Below are 17180 nucleotides of genomic sequence, written 5' to 3' on the forward strand. Positions count from 1 at the left end.
CTACAATCTTGATGCGCATAATGTATATTATGTTAAATCAAATATCAGGATACAAACCCGATACCATCTCAGAACTCACCAGGCTAACTCACCTCACCCTTTGCCAGATTCCCATGCCATCACCCTTGGTTAACAAACGGAACTGACATAGCTGACTGGCAGCCGTCCACAGTTCCGTATTGCGTACTAAAAACTTATGATGAGTAATCGGATTTTACTTCGCTTTCTATATAACTATTATCAATCAAGCTGCCAGTAAAGCGGCGTGCCGTAAACTTCCACAAAGTAATCAATGACCGCCCGTACGTTTAATGGCGGTCGTCTCGTGTTGGGATAAATGGCGGCGATATGCTGCGGCTCTGGATTAATCGCGGCTTCGAATCCCTCCATGACTCTGACAAGATCACTATTTTTAAGACTGTCGCCAATGAGCCAGTCCGGGAAAAGAACCAATCCCATACCACCCAGCGCGCTGGTCAGTAAAGATTCCGCATTATTGGATGTCAGTAACCCGGTAACAGGATAATGAGTCCAACTGCCGCCTTGCTCCCTGAATAGCCAACGGTTTGGCCCTGCTGATCCTTTATAAACCAGACATTTATGATGAATGAGATCGGCTGGGAGCTCCGGCTCTCCATACTTTTCTATATAGCCTGGGGAAGCTGCCAGATGATAATGCTGGGTTCCAAATATGCGGGCATGGAAAGAGGAATCCGTCAGTGTGCCAATTCTGAAAATCACGTCTGCCGCGTCCCTGTGTGGATCGATATAGTTATCAGTCTGCGTCAGTTCAATCAGCAACCTCGGATAGCGGGCTGAAAGTTCAGTAAGCCATGGAGCAATATGTCGCTGGCCAAAAAATACCGGTGCATTGACTCGTATCAGCCCTGCGGGCTCGAGGGAGCGGTCCAGCATCGCCTTACGCGCTTCACTCAACTGGTCAGTCATAGTGCGGGCATAGTCAATAAATAACCGACCCGCTTCAGTGGGGATCACTGCTCGGGTATTACGATAAAAAAGCTGCTGCCCAAGCGTGTCCTCAAGTTGCAGGATTACCCGCGAAATCATTGACGCTGAGACCCCTTCTCGCCTTGCGACAGCTGAAAAACTCTGTTCGTCAAACACACCGATGAAAAACATCAGCGTGCGGAAATTAATGGCACTCGGATCGTACATTATCGCGATTCCTGCAAAGGTGTTTCCTGAATTATACCGTTTTTCATTATTCCCCGCTGCTATAGGATCCTGCACCTAAGCCACTGGAGAGTGTTATATGCAGCTTTTATTTATATTTCTCGTCGTTGCCGGCGGGATGGGGTTATCCGTTGAAGCGGGTTTATTAGGGCCGCTGGGCGGCGAGGTCGGCGACTTATGGGCCACTTTCAGTATTTTCGGAGTCGGCGCGGCGCTGACATTCTTGCTGATGTTGTTCTTTAGCCCACGAAACAGCCCTTCATTCTTTACTCAACCCTCATGGACTTTGTTGGGCGGAATTTTGGGTCCGGTATACGTCGTCATCCTGACCGTTGCGGTTCCCATTATCGGGATTGCAATGACGATGATTGGCATTCTGGCAGGACAAGTCTTCAAGAGCCTGGTCATTGACCACTACGGCTTTTTCGGCGCGGCGCATCGCAAAATTGACAGTAAACGAATTATTGCGCTGATTTTTATTATTGCTGCGTTGTTTCTTGTGGCAAAAGGCTGAGGTCAATCTGTGAATATATTAATGATTTTTCTGGCAGTTATCGGGGGGGCGGTCCTTAGCATGCAGGCTGCCATTAATGGAAAGTTAGGCAGCAACGTTGGCGTGTTCCGCAGTGCGTTTTTGACTTTCTCCGTTGGGGCACTGGTCACCGCCCTGCTTATTTTCTTCTTCGAACCGAAGCACGCCCTCACCTTGTTGGATGTGCCGAAATGGCAGTTGCTTGGCGCACTTTGTGGTGTTCCTTATATCGTCATTATGGTGCTGGCTGTTCAGCGTATTGGAGCGGCTGTTGCAACGGTTGCGGTTATCTTAGGTCAACTGACAATGAGTATGCTTATTGACAATTTTGGCTGGTTAGGTAATGAGGTCATTCACTTTTCAGCGACACGCCTTGGCGCTGTGGTTTGCCTGGGAATTGCACTTTGCTTCATCTATTCCAGTAATAAAGCTAATGTCGCGGCGATAGAAAAAAATACCGACCGGGTGTCAGAGCAAGGCTAAACGCAGATTAGATACACGCGCATTCTGCCAGTAATAATGACCGGGTTCGATTCAGGCATCTTTCGCCCGTCAGAACCCGGAGCACTTACTTACTGCTTCACCCAGACCAGCTGTTCGACTTTGAATCCCAGATTGCGCGCAGTGTTCAGGTAATCCTGCTTCACAGCATCCGGTATGGTTGGCGTTCGAGACAAAATCCACAAATAGTCACGGTTCGGACCGCTAACCAGCGCGTACTGGTAATCATCATCCAGCTTGATCACGTTATAGCCGCCATAAAACGGCCCGAAGAATGACACCTTCAGCGCGGCAGTCGTTGGTGCGCCAGTGAACGAAGCTTTCCCTTCACTCTCATTCCATTTGTTTTTAATCGGATCATACCCACGATTGAGCACGCTAATAGCGCCGTCGCTGCGCTTGCCATAAGTAGCAGTGACCTGCTCAAGGCCACGTTCGAAACGGTTTTCAAGGCGAGCGATTTCATACCATTTGCCAAGATAACGGCTGGCATCAAACCCAGTAATAGGCTCAACTCCTTTCGGCGGCGTGGGAGATTTACAAGCAACCAGGGTCAGTGCGATAGCGACTCCGGTCACAACAGGCCATAGCTTCATTGGAACTCCTTTCATCTACGCGGTTGGAAATAAAGTGTAGTGCAAACATCCTGCGCTACATTCAGCGGGGTAATATTCGTAGTATATTGAGAATATTCTCTGTTATCAGGTGAGACTTATGCCCTACTCCATCGGTGAATTTGCCCGTCTTTGCGGGATAAACGCCACCACACTCCGCGCCTGGCAGCGTCGTTACGGCCTGATCAAGCCGATGCGCACCGATGGCGGACACCGTCTTTATAGTGATGATGATGTCGAGCAGGCGTTAAAAATTCTCGACTGGGTAAAAAAAGGCGTTCCGGTCAGCCAGGTTAAACCCTTGCTGGCAAGGCCTGAAACACGTCAGACAAACAACTGGCTCAGTCTTCAGGAGAGCATGTTGCAGCGGCTGAAAGAGGGAAAAATCGAGTCTCTGCGTCAACAGATTTACGACTCGGGCCGCGAATATCCGCGCCCGGAGTTGGTCACGGAAGTCCTGCGTCCATTGCGAAGTAAAGTCTCCGCCAACATTCCCGCGATAATGACTCTGCGCGAAATCCTCGACGGCATCATCATCTCCTACACCTCATTTTGCCTCGAAGGTGATAAAAAAGCGCCGGGCGATAATTACTTAATCACCGGCTGGCACCTTACCGACCCTTGCGAAATCTGGCTTGAAGCGTTAAAGCGCACAGGGCAAGGACAGAGGATCGACGTGCTTCCTGTGCCGCCTGTCATGCTGGCCCCAGAGATCTTCCCGGATCGAAAATGGCTGCTGGTCACTAGCGGCAAACTAACCGCCGCGCGCAAAAATCAGATTGAGCTCTGGCAGCAGCAAATCGCTTCGCTCGAGGTCATTGCGCTCTAAAATCCCCCCCTAAACTTGTACAAACACTATTATTTGTCTAAGTTTTAATAATGTGATTACCACATTGTTCACAGGCAAGGTGAAATTCATGAGCACTAAACCAGTCATTGGGATCAGCGGATGCTTAACCGGCTCCACAGTCAGATTTGACGGCGGTCATAAACGGATGGGCTTTGTGATGGACGGACTCGCGCAGTGGGTGAATTTCAAACCCATCTGCCCGGAGATGGCCATCGGCCTGCCCGTTCCGCGTCCGGCGCTACGTCTGGTACAGACCGGCGAAGGGGAATTGCGGATGCGCTTTAGCCATGCACCTCACGATGATGTTACGGACAAAATGACCGCTTTCGCAGACTCGTACCTTTCTTCTCAAGGCGGTTTGTCTGGCTTTATCGTCTGCGCTAAGTCACCAAGTTGCGGTATGGAGCGCGTGCGGTTGTATGACGAAAAAGGCAATCGCGGTCGCAAGGAGGGAGTTGGCATCTTTACGCAAGCGCTACTGGAGAAATACCCGTGGCTGCCCGTTGAAGAGGATGGCCGTCTGCACGACCCGGTGCTGCGGGAAAATTTTGTCGAGCGCGTCTTCGCCTTGCATGAACTAAACACCCTGCGGGAAAATGGCCTCACTCGCCGCGCGCTGCTGGACTTCCACAGTCGCTACAAACTTCAGTTGCTGGCGCATCATCAGCCAGGTTACCGGGAAATTGGGCCTTTCGTCGCCTCTTTGCACGAGTGGGAAAACCTTGAGAGCTTCTTCGTGGAATATCGCGCAAAACTAATGGCGATACTGAAAACGCCCGCGTCGCGCAAAAATCACACTAACGTTCTGATGCACATTCAGGGCTACTTCCGTAATCAGTTAACCAGCCGCCAGCGCGGCGAATTACGGGATGTGATTCTACATTACCGTGATGGACTGTTGCCACTCCTCGCGCCGCTGACCCTGTTGAAGCATTATCTGAGCGATTACCCGGATCGTTACCTGGAGACGCAAAATTACTTTTCACCCTATCCCGATAATTTATGCCTGCGTTTGATGGTTAACTGAACGTTAAACCTTTCGCTGCTATCGCCTAAATTGCTCAAATCCGAAACGGTAATTTAGGCTTAAAGTTAAATAGTAACGTAAAGAAATGAAAATAAGCCCTCCTCTCTATAGCTAATGAGAACCCTTCTTATTTGTGAGTTTTATGCATTTGGCGCATTAGACTCACCCTGTCCCCCAATAGAACAATCCATATTTATCAGTCAGATGGATCACAACAAATAATCCGCAGACCTATTTTATTTATCATTTACTCACTTTATATCGGCCTGGTACCTGATAAAAGTCCCGTTTTATGTATAAAGCATGACAAATTAGTTACAGATTTATTTTATTGGTAATAAAAAAGCATGAGAGAAGTAACACAAAGAAAAACCATAGTTAGAAACATAACCAGAGTGTCATGTGAGATAAAAACCTCAGGCAAATAAATAGCACGCTTATATTTAAAGCCCCTTGCCTTGAATGCATCTACACATTCAATGGGCTAAGGTCGCCTGTAAATGACCAACAATTATCTTTATGAGTGAAATTAAACTTATTCCGCTAAGGGTTTACGCAAGGAGAATAACTCTAAAAAGGTTGTGCACAATTTAAATTAAATAAAAATGGACCCTGGTTGCTTCATTGCAACTCGATAATTTCTTTCAATACACACGGTTCATTCTCCTGCCTTTTTTGAAAACGACAGGAACGAGTGATGATAGCTAGTTCAAAGTAAAGATAGGGGTAATTATTTATGGCCTCACAATATGACTTTACTGTCACGCTGCACGATCTTGCTTTTATTCTCAAGCAGATAAAAATATCTGAAGCAGCGACAAACCCGGACGGCAGTATTAATGGCGATGCCCTTCGCGATTTAGTTTCCAGCCCGTTGCTTCCTTACGGGATACGTACCGTCGATGGCTCGTGGAATAACCTTCTGCCGGGCCAGGAACTCTACGGTGCCGCCGATCAAAATATGCCAAGATTAACCGCATTAAACTGGCAAGATGCGGATGCAATGACCAGTTATACCCAACTCGGTGGGATGGTTGTTGATGCAGACCCGCGAATTATCAGTAACTTAATATCGGATCAAACCGCATCTAACCCGGCAGCGGTCGACGCGCATAACGGCCTGCAAGATGCCCCAGGAGGAGGAACGACATCGGCAAATGGCAGCTTGTCGATTCCTAACCTGTCGCCAGATGTGGGACTCTCCCCTGCTTTTAACGGCTGGATGACGTTATTCGGGCAATTCTTTGATCATGGTCTGGATTTAATACCTAAGGAGGGAAACGGCATTGTATTTATTCCGTTGCAACCCGATGACCCCTTATATGTGGAAGGGTCAGCGACCAACTTCATGGTATTAACCCGGGCAAAAGTAGATGCCAATCATGAAACGGTAAATCTCACCACCCCATTCATCGATCAAAACCAAACTTACACTTCCCACCCTTCACATCAAATATTCATTCGCGAATACGTCATGATCGATGGCAAGCCTGAACCCACCGGCAATTTATTAGGCGGTGCGAATGGCGGACTGGCGACCTGGGCCGATGTCAAAAACCAGGCTGAAACTCTGCTCGGTATCAAACTCACCGATCAGGATGTGTTCAATGTTCCGCTGTTGGCCACCGACCGTTACGGCAATTTAATCTTAAGTGACAACGGTAAAGTGCAGATTGTGACCACTGCAGGGCTGGTTGAAGCTAACGGTGATTTTTTACCTGCCGGAACACTGCGCACCGGTCACGCTTTCCTCGACGACATTGCCCATACCGCCGCACCAAAAGCCGGCCTGGTTGCCGATGACGATGATGTGATAGGTGGCGCTCAACCCGCTGGAACTTACGATGACGAATTACTCGACCGCCACTTCATCACCGGCGACGGACGCGGTAACGAAAACATCGGGCTAACCGCGGTACACGCCGTCTTCCACAGCGAACACAACCGCCTGGTGGAAGAGTACAAAACGACTCTGCTGGAAACCGGTGATATCAGCCTAATCAATCAATGGCTGATGCCTTCGCACCAGATAACTGAACTGCCAGCCGATACCAGTACCCTGGTGTGGAACGGCGAATACTTATTCCAGGCGGGCCGCTTTACTACCGAAATGCAGTATCAACACCTGGTCTTCGAAGAGTTCGCCCGCACGGTGCAACCCGCAGTCGACCCGTTTGTCTTCTCCAATAGCGCGGATATCAACCCGCTAATCTTCGCTGAGTTCGCGCATGTGGTTTACCGTTTTGGCCACTCGATGCTGACAGAAACCGTCGCCCGTACCGATATTGATATGGAAAACGGCGATATCGGCCTGATTGAAGCGTTCCTCAATCCGGTCGCATTTAATGAAATTAACGGCGCCAACGTCACGGATGAGCAGGCAATCGGCGCGATTGTGCGAGGTATGACGCGTCAAGTCGGTAACGAAATTGATGAATTTATTACCGATGCCCTGCGTAATAACCTGATCGGACTGCCGCTGGATTTAGGTGCGCTGAACATTGCCCGTGGCCGTGATACGGCAATGCCGACGCTGAACCAGGCTCGCGAGCAGTTCTTTGAATTAAGCGGAAACAGTGAACTGCGGCCTTATACCAGTTGGTCTGATTTTACGACTTACCTAAAAAACCCGGCTTCCGTCATTAACTTTATGGCCGCCTATGGCCAACACGAGCTGATTCTGGCCGCCTCCACGATTGAAGGGAAACGCGATGCGGTGAATTTCCTGCTGTTCGGCGATGGGGTTAACGCGCCTCCTGCCGACGCGCTTGATTTCTTCAACAGCACCGGCGCCTGGGCGACAAAAGAGAGCGGCCTGAATATGGTCGATTTCTGGATTGGCGGCCTTGCGGAGCGCAAAAACGAGTTTGGCGGCATGCTCGGTTCGACCTTCAACTTCGTCTTTGAAACGCAGATGGAAATGCTGCAAGACGGCGACCGTTTCTACTACCTGAGCCGTGTTCAAGGGATGAATATGCTCAATGAACTGGAAGCGAATTCGTTCTCCGCTCTGGTGATGCGCAACAGTGACCTGGGCGAAAACGGTTCCTCGCACCTGCCTGCTAACCTGTTCCAGACCCCGGATCACATTTTCGAAGTAAACCAGGCGCTGCAAACAGAAGTCGATCCGAAATGGGGAAATCCGCTCAAGGATTTGCTCACTCCGTTGATGACGCGGCGTGCAGCCACTCAGGATGTGGACGGTGATGGCGCGGCTGACGGCGCATATCTTAAATACACCGGAGATGGTCATGTGGTGCTCGGCGGTTCCGCCGGGAACGATACGCTAATTGGCGGTAAAGGTATCGACAGCCTTTGGGGCGACGGTGGCGACGACCGCCTTGATGGTGGCGACGAGGCTGATGTGGTCCACGGCGGTGACGGCGATGACATTATTACCGACACCGGAACACCGGTTGGTGATGCCGATTTCCTGCATGGTGATGCAGGTAATGACGTGATCTTCTCCGGGAACGGTAACGACCTGGTCTTCGGCGGCACCGGCAGTGATTTCGTGGTTGTCGGCGAAGATGCCCAGGAAGTGTTTGCTGGCCGGGACAATGACTTTGTGCTGGGCGGATCGGGCGCTGACGCCCTGCTTGGCAACGAAGGTGACGACTGGCTGGAAGGTGGTGACGGGTTTGACTCGTTAACGGGCGAAAACTCCGAACTGTTCTTCAACAGCACCATTGTCGGCCACGACGTGCTCAACGGCCAGGGTAACGATACGGACTACGATGGCGAAGCGGGCGACGACATCATGGTTCAGGGGGCGGGTATTCAGCGCAACAATGGCATGGCCGGTTTCGACTGGGCCATCCACAAAGGCGACCCGCACGGCGCGAACTCTGACCTCGGCATTCCGATTTTCGTCAACCAACAGGAGTTCATCCTGCGCGACCGTTTTGACCTGGTCGAAGGGTTATCGGGATGGAAATATAACGATGTGTTAGTTGGCACCGAACAACCTCTCGGGACCGCACCGGTTCTGGGAACTCCCCTCTCTAATAATCTCACCCAGGAAGGTGCTGACAGGATCACCGGGCTTCAGGACATCCTCGGCGTTGCGCATTCCGCAGACTCTAACGCGGTGTTGTTAAACCCGGATGATGGCAGCGATATTTTACTGGGCGGCGGCGGCAGCGACCGCATAACCGGTAAAGCAGGCAATGACATCATTGATGGTGACGCATGGCTGAACGTGCGCATCGCAGTCACGGGATTGCCGGGTATCACCAGTGTCGACAGCATGAACGAGCTGAAATCTTATATGCTGGCTGGCACCTTAAAACCCGACCAACTCGCGATCGTGCGTGAAATCTTGCGTGAAGGTGATGGCACAGAAACTGACGTCGCAGTGTATCGAGATATCAGCAGCAACTATGTCTTTACCCGTATGCAGGACGGCAGCCTCAGAGTTGACCACGCCACGCCGGATGCCGCGTTGAATCTTGATGATGGTATCGACCGCCTGCTGAACATCGAAAAACTGGAGTTTGGCAACGGTGAACAGCTCTGGGTCACGGCGCAACAGGCCACGGGCAATCTCTCCGTCAGTAGCGCAACGCCTCAGGTGGGTGATCTTCTGCGCGTCAACATTGCCGATTTGCATGATGGTAACGGGCTGGCCGCAGACGTCGCTATCACGCTGACCTGGCAGGCACTGATTGGCGGTGAATGGCGGGATCAGTCCGTTGGCGAAGAGTTCAGAGTACCGGGCACGATTCAGGGTGCGCCAGTACGCGTTGTCGCCACGTTCAACGACCGTATGGGTGATGCCGAAAGATTAGTTTCGGGCCAAACTCAGGCGGTAGTCCCACGCAATATGCCGACCACCGGCGCTCCGGTGATCAGCGATGCGACGCCGACCGAAAGCCTGATGCTGACGGCGGTAGTCTCCGGTATCGCGGATGCTGATGGCTTGAGCGGCGGTAACTTTAGCTACCAATGGAGAATGAGCAACGGGACTGGTTTCACCAACATTGTCGGCGCTACCGCGGCAACTTACACCCCGACGCAGGCCATGGTGGGCAGAACCATACAGGTCGTTGTCACCGTCATTGATGATGAAGGCAACCCGCCTGTCGTTCTGACTTCGACGACAACTCAACCTGTTGGCGACCTCATCACGGGCACAAATACCGGTAACGTCCTCACCGGAACGGCGTGGAGCGACATTCTGCGCGGTGAAGGTGGCAACGACACCCTTAATGGTGGCGCGGGTGACGACCTGTTAGTCGGCGGAACCGGGAGTGACACCCTTTCCGGCGGCACAGGAAACGACACTCTGCAAGGTGATGCAGGCGACGACGACCTCGATGGCGGCCAGGGTGCCGACACCATGGCAGGCGGTGACGGCAATGACACCTACATCGTTGATAACGCGGGTGATATCGTCGTCGAGGCACTTAATGGCGGGACGGAAATCGTCGAAACCATCCTCAATAGTTACACCATGACCGAAAACGTGGAACAACTGGTCTTCACCGGCCAGGGCAATTTCGTCGGCATCGGGAATGCGACGGCCAACCTTATGACCGGTGGCAACGGTAACGACACGCTGTCTGGCATGGGAGGAAACGACCAACTGGTGGGGGGATCTGGAAATGACACCCTCGATGGCGGCGATGGTGTTGATAATCTGCAAGGCGGGATTGGGGATGACGTTCTCTTCGGCGGCGCGGGTGTGGATACCCTTTCCGGCGGCACAGGCAACGACAGACTCAATGGTCAGGCAGGCAATGACATCATGGACGGCGGCACCGGAAATGACATCTTCGCCTTCAGCGCAAGCTTCGGGCAAGACCGCATTAACGGGTTCGATAGCAATGCGACAGGCGGACAGGATTACCTCGATTTGAGTCTGCTGGGCATTACGTCGAGTACCTTCGCCAGCAACGTCGCGATTGGCGGCAGCGGTGGTAACACCACCGTTACCATCGGCGCGGATACCATTACTTTAGTCGGCGTTAACTCTACCACCGTCAATATTGGTGATTTTGTACTGGAAATACCGACACCGTTTGCCGCTAACAACGGCAATAACTCACTCATCGCGTAAGGGGAATACCATGTCGCGCCAGCATACGCCAACAGAACTGAAGGATGCATTAAAGGGAACGAAACCCACCTTTATTATGCTGCTGTTTTTTAGTTGTGTGATTAATATGCTTATGCTGGCGCCGGCAATCTATATGTTGCAGGTCTATGACCGAGTTCTGGTTAGCAAAAACACCACCACTTTACTGATGTTAACGTTATTGATTGTCGGCATTTACATCGTGATTGCGATGATTGAATCCGCGCGTTCCAGCGTCATGATAAGACTCGGTAATCGTCTGGATGTTAAATTAAGCCAGCTAGTCTTTAATGCCGCCTTTAAACGCAAGGTCGCCACTGGCGAAAATAACCCTGCGCAGTCATTGGCAGAACTGGATCAAATTCGCCAGTTTCTTTCCGGCAGCAGTTTATTTGCATTACTGGATATCCCCTGGACGCCAATCTATTTATTCATGGCCTTTCTTGTCCACCCGCTATTGGGATACCTCTCTCTGGCCGGGATATTAATACTCTTTATTCTGACGCTGGTTTCTGAATTCTCAACCAAACGCCCTATCCAGCAAGCCCACGCGTTAACCATCAATAACGCCACAAAACTCAATAAACAACTGCAAAACTCCGACACGATTGAAGCCATGGGCATGCTCTCCACCCTGAAACTTAACTGGCAGGAACAGCACAGCAAAGTATTGATTCTCCAAACCCAGATTGCCGACAAAACCGCGAATTTAAGCAGTTTGAGCCGCTTTGTGCGGGTATTACTGCAATCCGTTGCACTCGGGGCTGGGGCATTACTGGTGATCGGGGGGCAAATTACTCCGGGGTTAATGATTGCCGCCTCCATTATTCTTGGGCGAGTGTTGAATCCGGTAGAGCAAATCATTGGTAGCTGGAAACAGTTCGTGCAGTTTCGTAGCGCGTGGCACCAGATATCCACACTGCTGAAAGAATATCCGGCGGCGAAAGAAGTCCTTACGCTGCCGCGGCCAAAGGGCAATATTAGCGTTGAAAGTGTCTTTGCCGCAGCGCCCGGCCAGCATGCTCCGCTGCTGCGTAATATTTCATTCCAACTCGAAAAAGGCGAAGTGTTGGGCATCATCGGCCCATCGGCTTCCGGCAAAACTTCGCTCGCCAAACTTCTGGTTGGGGTCTGGAAACCGTTATCCGGAAAAGTTCGCCTGGACGGAGCGGACATTTGCCAGTGGGATAAAGAACTGCTTGGCCCATCTATGGGCTATCTGCCGCAAGATGTTGAATTATTTGATGGCAGCATCGCGCAAAACATCTCCCGCTTTTCCAACAATGACAGCACGCTTATCGTCGAAGCCGCGGTACTGGCAGGCGTACACGACATGATTTTACGCCTCCCACAAGGTTACGACACGCCACTGGGCGCGGGCGGGCATCAACTCTCCGGCGGGCAGCGCCAGCGTATTGGGCTTGCGCGTGCGGTTTACAACAACCCGGCATTTATCGTCCTCGATGAACCCAACGCCAACCTCGACGATGCCGGTGAGTTTGCCCTCGTGAAGGCCATTAATACGCTGCGCACGCAAGGGCAAACCACCGTCATTATCTCTCACCGCCCAACACTGCTTGGCGTGGTCAACAAAGTCTTACTTCTCAACGAGGGGGCCGTGCAGGAGTTCGGCACCCGCGATCAGGTCTTCGCGAATTTGCGACAAGCCAACATATTAAAACCGGTAGCCACTCCTGCTTCAGCGGCGAATGTTCAGCAACGTGAGGCCTGACAGAAAATGAAAAAGAACAAAAATAACCCTGAAACAGACGGTTCCGGCAGCGTGGATACTCAAATTTGGCCCCCGATTCTGCGCGGGATTATTGTGATAGTCATAGGCGTTGGAGGGTTCTTATTGTGGGCGGTACAGGCACCGCTGGACGCTGGTGTGGTGGCTGACGGCACCGTCACCGTTTCAAGCAACCGCAAAACAATTCAACACCTGAGCGGTGGGCGAGTGACCGACATCTTTATTAAAGAGGGAGATGCGGTCCAAAAAAATCAGATATTAGTGCGCCTGGACAAAATGCAACTCGACATGCGTTTCAGTGCGTTAAACGCGCAATATATCTCAGCCAAAAGCAATGAAGACCGTTTGCTGGCGGAAAGAGATGGTCTGGAAACTATCGCTTTCGATGCGAGCCTGACAAAACAGTTCGCCAATAATAAACGCCTGGCAGATGCAAGAAATCTCCAGGAAAAGCTATTCGATACGCGCCGGAAAACCATCCAGGACGAATTATCAATGATTCAGGAAACACTCGATGGCCTGGTGGGGCAAACCGAAAACCTGAATAAAATAAAAGGATTCCGCGATCACCAATTCACACTGATCAGCCGCGAACTGGGTGCCATCAGAGCGCTCAGTGAAAAAAACTATTACCCAAAAGCACAATTACTGGTGCTTGAACGTGAAGCAGCTGAAATATCCAGTAGTGTTTCCGAAGATATTCTGAATATTGCCAAACTAAAATCCCAGCAAAACGAGCTAAAGATTAAAGCCTATCAAGTACGTCATCAATACCTGCGCGAAGTGGAGTCCGAGTTATCGGATAAACAAAAAGAAGTCGCGATGTTGGAAGATGAATTGGTATCGACACGGCATGAACTGGATAACACTGAGATCCGCTCGCCGATTAATGGCATTGTTCTGGATGTTAAAGTCAGTACCGTCGGCGGAATTATCCAGCCGGGTGAACATTTAATGGATATTGTCGCCGCCGGGCAACCTCTGCAAATAGATGCCAAAATCCCGGTACATGCGATTGATAAAATGGCGCCAGGACTAATAGTGGATGTGTTATTCCCTGCCCTCAACCATGCTTTGTTACCGTCGGTTCCGGCTCGCGTCCTGACTATTTCGGCTGACCGTTTAATGGATGAAGTCACACAACAACCCTACTACCTCGCAGAAGTCCAGGTTTCACGAGAAGGCGTACAATTGCTTGGCGATTACAAAATTAAAGCCGGTATGCCCGCAAGCGTAACGATAAAAACCGGGGAACGAACCTTCTTAAGTTACTTGTTCAAGCCGCTGATCGCCCGCCTGGAACTGGCGTTTAAGGAATACTGACACCCTCTATATTTACTGATAATCTTGCAGGCCATGCATTATTAACGCCTTAAAAGAGCCTGGATACGATGAAGTTAACGGTTAAACGAACAGGAACGCTCGTTGCGTTTGCTCTTTTACTTGCAGGTTGTTCATCGAAACCGCCGCAGTCTTTGGTTACGCCTTTTCCCCCGGTAGCAAAACAGCCCTTACCGGGGAAATCTCAGCTTAATAAAGAACCGATGCGTGGCGTCTGGCTGGCAACCGTTTCACGTCTTGACTGGCCGCCTGTCGCCTCCGTGAATGCCAGTCCTGCAAACCGGATTAGCCAGCAACAAAAAGCGTTAACCGACAAGCTCGATAAGCTTAAAACCCTCGGGGTCAACACGGTATTTTTCCAGGTGAAACCGGATGGCACCGCGCTGTGGCCATCACAGATTTTGCCGTGGTCAGATACATTAACCGGCAAAATTGGCGAGGATCCCGGCTACGATCCGTTGCAATTTATGCTTGATGAAGCGCACAAGCGCGGCATGAAAGTCCATGCGTGGTTTAATCCTTATCGTGTTTCGACGAACACCAAAGCCTCAACCGTCGCGGAACTCAACAACACTTTATCAAACCAGCCGCCAAGCGTATTTGTGCTGCATCGCGACTGGATTCGCACGGCAAGCGATCGCTATGTCGTGGACCCTGGGATCCCTGAAGCCAGGGACTGGATAACCAGTGTCGTTGCTGAAGTTGTTAAGCGCTATCCTGTTGATGGTGTTCAGTTTGATGACTATTTCTATACTGAATCGCCAGGGGCGACGCTCAATGACAGCCAGACTTTCCAGAAATATGGTCAGGGTTTCGCGTCTAAAGCTGACTGGCGCAGGCACAATACGCAGCTGTTAATTGAACAAGTTTCCCGGACTATCAAACAGTTAAATCCCAACGTCGAATTTGGGGTAAGCCCCGCAGGCGTCTGGCGCAACCGCTCACACGATCCGGCCGGTTCCGAAACTTCTGGTGCCGCGGCTTATGATGAAGCCTATGCCGATACGCGTCTTTGGGTGCAAAAAGGGCTGCTGGATTACATCGCCCCGCAGGTCTACTGGCCCTTCTCACGTAAAGCCGCGCGTTATGATGTGCTGGCAAAATGGTGGGCTGATGTGGTGAAACCGACCAACACTCGTCTTTATATTGGCGTGGCGTTTTATAAAGTCGGTGAGTCATCAAAAAATGAACCAGACTGGACGGTCAATGGCGGTGTGCCTGAACTGAAAAAACAACTCGATTTAAATGAGTCTCTTCCCAACATCAACGGCACAATTTTGTTCCGCGAGAATTATCTCAACCAACCACAAACGCAGGAAGCGGTCAGTTACATTAAACATCGCTGGAATAACGGTTAACGCAATACCATTAATATAGAGGAATATATTGATGGTATTGCCCAGGATAATAATTGAGCAATATTGAGGAAAATGTGAAGGCCGGAAATTTGAGTTTATTCTGGTTGTTCCGGATTTATATAGACCGATAATCAAATGCAATATTCACAGTGAAAAGCGGTATGAACACATGAAGAAATTTGCATTGATTATCAGCAGTATAGTAATTGTTATGAGTCTTTCAGGATGTATATATCACGATGGTGGCCGTCACCACGGATGGCATCACCATCACTACCATTAAGATTACGCCTGGTATAAATTCACCCCGGAAGGACCCGGGGTAATTAATTAATAGCGCACACAAATTGATTTTGTTTCGGTGTAAGCGTCCAGCCAATCCGGGCCAAAATCTCTACCGGAACCCGATTGTTTCATCCCACCAAATGGCATATTGGCGTCAATCAATGTGTGGCTGTTCACCCAAACGGTGCCAGCCTGAATGCGCGAGGTGTAACTCATCGCCGCCTGTAGGTCGCGGGTCCACAGACTGGCCGTCAGACCATACTCCGTGTCATTGGCAAGGCGGAGCGCCTCCTCTGCGTCTTTGACCCGTACCAGATTGACGACCGGGCCAAACACCTCTTCATGATTAAGACGTAGCTCCGCCGCCGGGTTCACCACAAGCGTTGGCGTCACGTAATATCCCTCACCGGTTGGCCCGTTATTGCCAGTAATCAGCTCGGCATGATTTCGTTGCGCATCATCCAGATAACTGGCGACTTTTTGCTGGTGTGTGCGTGAAACCAGCGGATTGATATGCGTGTTGGTATCCATTCCCGCGCCCACAGACAGGGATTTCACCGCCTGTTCAAAGCCGCTCACCAGAGAATCAAACAGCGGTGACTCAATATAAATACGTGAACTTGCCGCACAAACCTGCCCCTGATTCAGGAAACTTCCCGCCATCAGGCCTTCAATTACCATCGCCGGGTCGGCATCTTTGAGAACAATGGCCGGGTTTTTACCGCCCAACTCGAGCGTAACACGCGTTAAACGATCTGCCGCGGCACGCGCAATACCTTTCCCGGTAGCCGTCGATCCCGTAAAACTCACTTTAGCGACCATAGGATGTTCCGTGAGCGCCCGCCCGCAGACCGCACCGCTCCCGGTAACAACGTTAAACACTCCATCTGGTACACCCGCTTCACTGGCTAATTCCGCCACCCGTAACAGCGTGAGCGGTGTCGTTTCCGAGGGTTTCACCACAATCGAACACCCCGCCGCCAGCGCGGGCATCACTTTCCACATGCCAATCAGCAGCGGGAAATTCCACGGCACAATGCCCGCCACCACGCCGACCGGCTCTTTGCGCGTCCACGCCTGATAACGCGCCCCTTCCGGCATTGGAATCGACACGTCAAGCGTGCGACCGCTGATTTTGGTGGTAAGCCCCGCGGTATAACGCATCCAGTTCAGCGCGCAGCCAACTTCAAACGCCCGAGAAATGTTAATCGATTTGCCTTGCTCCAGTGTTTCAAGCTGCGCCAGTTCTTCGCTGTTTTGCTCAACGAGATCGGCAAACTTCAGCAGAATTTTCTCACGGCCGGCAGGCAACATATTGGCCCATACTCCGCTGGTAAATGCCCGCCAGGCTGACGCGACGGCTTTATCGACATCAGCTTCGTTGGCATCTGCACTGCTGGATATTTGCAGTCCATCCGCCGGGTTAAACACGCTCAGGCGCGTTGACGACGCTGAAGGCTGCCAGCTTCCCTTGATGTACAACCCATGGTGGCGTGCCAGAAAGCGTTGAACCGACTCGAGAACAGCAACTGTATTTGCAGACATAGTTTCTCCTTATTATCGTCATGGCGAAAAGCCCTGCCAGAAGTCTAGAGTCACGCCGCAGAAAAGGTTTTTCTCTGCCTGACAATTGCTTTGTTCCCTGTGAC

11 protein-coding genes are annotated in these 17180 nt (G+C 51.1%); 8 read left to right on the top strand and 3 right to left on the bottom strand.

Going from position 1 to position 17180, the window contains the following annotated elements; genetic code table 11:
• Positions 1-240: 240 nt before the first annotated feature.
• Complete coding sequence (locus GBAG_RS09430; RefSeq protein ID WP_034495365.1) at positions 241-1176, bottom strand: LysR family transcriptional regulator; 936 nt, start codon at positions 1174-1176, stop codon at positions 241-243.
• A 97-nt stretch (positions 1177-1273) separates the two neighbouring features.
• On the opposite strand from GBAG_RS09430, the gene GBAG_RS09435 reads away from it, so the two are divergent.
• Positions 1274-1708, top strand: a complete 435-nt coding sequence (locus GBAG_RS09435) for a DMT family transporter (protein WP_034495367.1) — start codon at positions 1274-1276, stop codon at positions 1706-1708.
• A 9-nt stretch (positions 1709-1717) separates the two neighbouring features.
• Positions 1718-2209 (top strand): DMT family transporter, encoded by a 492-nt coding sequence (locus GBAG_RS09440; RefSeq protein ID WP_034495369.1) that lies wholly within the window; start codon positions 1718-1720, stop codon positions 2207-2209.
• Between the two features lie 89 nt (positions 2210-2298).
• On the opposite strand, the gene GBAG_RS09445 is transcribed toward GBAG_RS09440, so the two are convergent.
• A complete protein-coding gene (locus tag GBAG_RS09445) occupies positions 2299-2823 on the bottom strand; it encodes a lipocalin family protein (RefSeq protein WP_034495371.1) in 525 nt (174 codons plus the stop codon).
• Positions 2824-2941: 118 nt separating this feature from the next.
• On the opposite strand from GBAG_RS09445, the gene GBAG_RS09450 reads away from it, so the two are divergent.
• From GBAG_RS09450 to GBAG_RS09475, 6 genes are all read left to right on the top strand, one after another.
• Positions 2942-3670 (top strand): MerR family transcriptional regulator, encoded by a 729-nt coding sequence (locus GBAG_RS09450; RefSeq protein WP_034495372.1) that lies wholly within the window; start codon positions 2942-2944, stop codon positions 3668-3670.
• 88 nt (positions 3671-3758) lie between these two features.
• Complete coding sequence (locus tag GBAG_RS09455) at positions 3759-4718, top strand: YbgA family protein (RefSeq protein WP_034495374.1); 960 nt, start codon at positions 3759-3761, stop codon at positions 4716-4718.
• Positions 4719-5454: 736 nt separating this feature from the next.
• Positions 5455-10779: a peroxidase family protein gene (locus GBAG_RS09460; protein ID WP_034495376.1), complete on the top strand. Its 5325-nt coding sequence runs from the start codon at positions 5455-5457 to the stop codon at positions 10777-10779.
• Positions 10780-10789: 10 nt separating this feature from the next.
• Positions 10790-12529, top strand: a complete 1740-nt coding sequence (locus GBAG_RS09465) for a type I secretion system permease/ATPase (RefSeq protein ID WP_034495379.1) — start codon at positions 10790-10792, stop codon at positions 12527-12529.
• Between the two features lie 6 nt (positions 12530-12535).
• A complete protein-coding gene (locus GBAG_RS09470) occupies positions 12536-13870 on the top strand; it encodes an HlyD family type I secretion periplasmic adaptor subunit (RefSeq protein ID WP_034495382.1) in 1335 nt (444 codons plus the stop codon).
• A 68-nt stretch (positions 13871-13938) separates the two neighbouring features.
• A complete protein-coding gene (locus GBAG_RS09475; RefSeq protein ID WP_034495385.1) occupies positions 13939-15246 on the top strand; it encodes a glycoside hydrolase family 10-like protein in 1308 nt (435 codons plus the stop codon).
• A 330-nt stretch (positions 15247-15576) separates the two neighbouring features.
• Here the strand turns inward: GBAG_RS09475 and GBAG_RS09480 are convergent, their stop codons facing one another.
• Positions 15577-17076 carry an aldehyde dehydrogenase family protein gene (locus tag GBAG_RS09480; RefSeq protein WP_034495388.1) on the bottom strand — a complete coding sequence of 500 codons (1500 nt, stop codon included), beginning with the start codon at positions 17074-17076 and terminating at the stop codon, positions 15577-15579.
• Positions 17077-17180 lie beyond the last annotated feature (104 nt).

Source organism: Buttiauxella agrestis ATCC 33320, from assembly GCF_000735355.1.
Lineage (GTDB): Bacteria > Pseudomonadota > Gammaproteobacteria > Enterobacterales > Enterobacteriaceae > Buttiauxella > Buttiauxella agrestis.

Excerpts from the sequence above, each read along its gene's own strand:
- GBAG_RS09430 (WP_034495365.1), bottom strand. The coding sequence starts at position 1,176 with ATGTACGATCCGAGTGCCATTAATTTCCGCACGCTGATGTTTTTCATC.
- GBAG_RS09435 (WP_034495367.1), top strand. The coding sequence starts at position 1,274 with ATGCAGCTTTTATTTATATTTCTCGTCGTTGCCGGCGGGATGGGGTTA.
- GBAG_RS09445 (WP_034495371.1), bottom strand. The coding sequence starts at position 2,823 with ATGAAGCTATGGCCTGTTGTGACCGGAGTCGCTATCGCACTGACCCTG.
- GBAG_RS09450 (WP_034495372.1), top strand. The coding sequence starts at position 2,942 with ATGCCCTACTCCATCGGTGAATTTGCCCGTCTTTGCGGGATAAACGCC.
- GBAG_RS09455 (WP_034495374.1), top strand. The coding sequence starts at position 3,759 with ATGAGCACTAAACCAGTCATTGGGATCAGCGGATGCTTAACCGGCTCC.
- GBAG_RS09460 (WP_034495376.1), top strand. The coding sequence starts at position 5,455 with ATGGCCTCACAATATGACTTTACTGTCACGCTGCACGATCTTGCTTTT.
- GBAG_RS09465 (WP_034495379.1), top strand. The coding sequence starts at position 10,790 with ATGTCGCGCCAGCATACGCCAACAGAACTGAAGGATGCATTAAAGGGA.
- GBAG_RS09470 (WP_034495382.1), top strand. The coding sequence starts at position 12,536 with ATGAAAAAGAACAAAAATAACCCTGAAACAGACGGTTCCGGCAGCGTG.
- GBAG_RS09475 (WP_034495385.1), top strand. The coding sequence starts at position 13,939 with ATGAAGTTAACGGTTAAACGAACAGGAACGCTCGTTGCGTTTGCTCTT.
- GBAG_RS09480 (WP_034495388.1), bottom strand. The coding sequence starts at position 17,076 with ATGTCTGCAAATACAGTTGCTGTTCTCGAGTCGGTTCAACGCTTTCTG.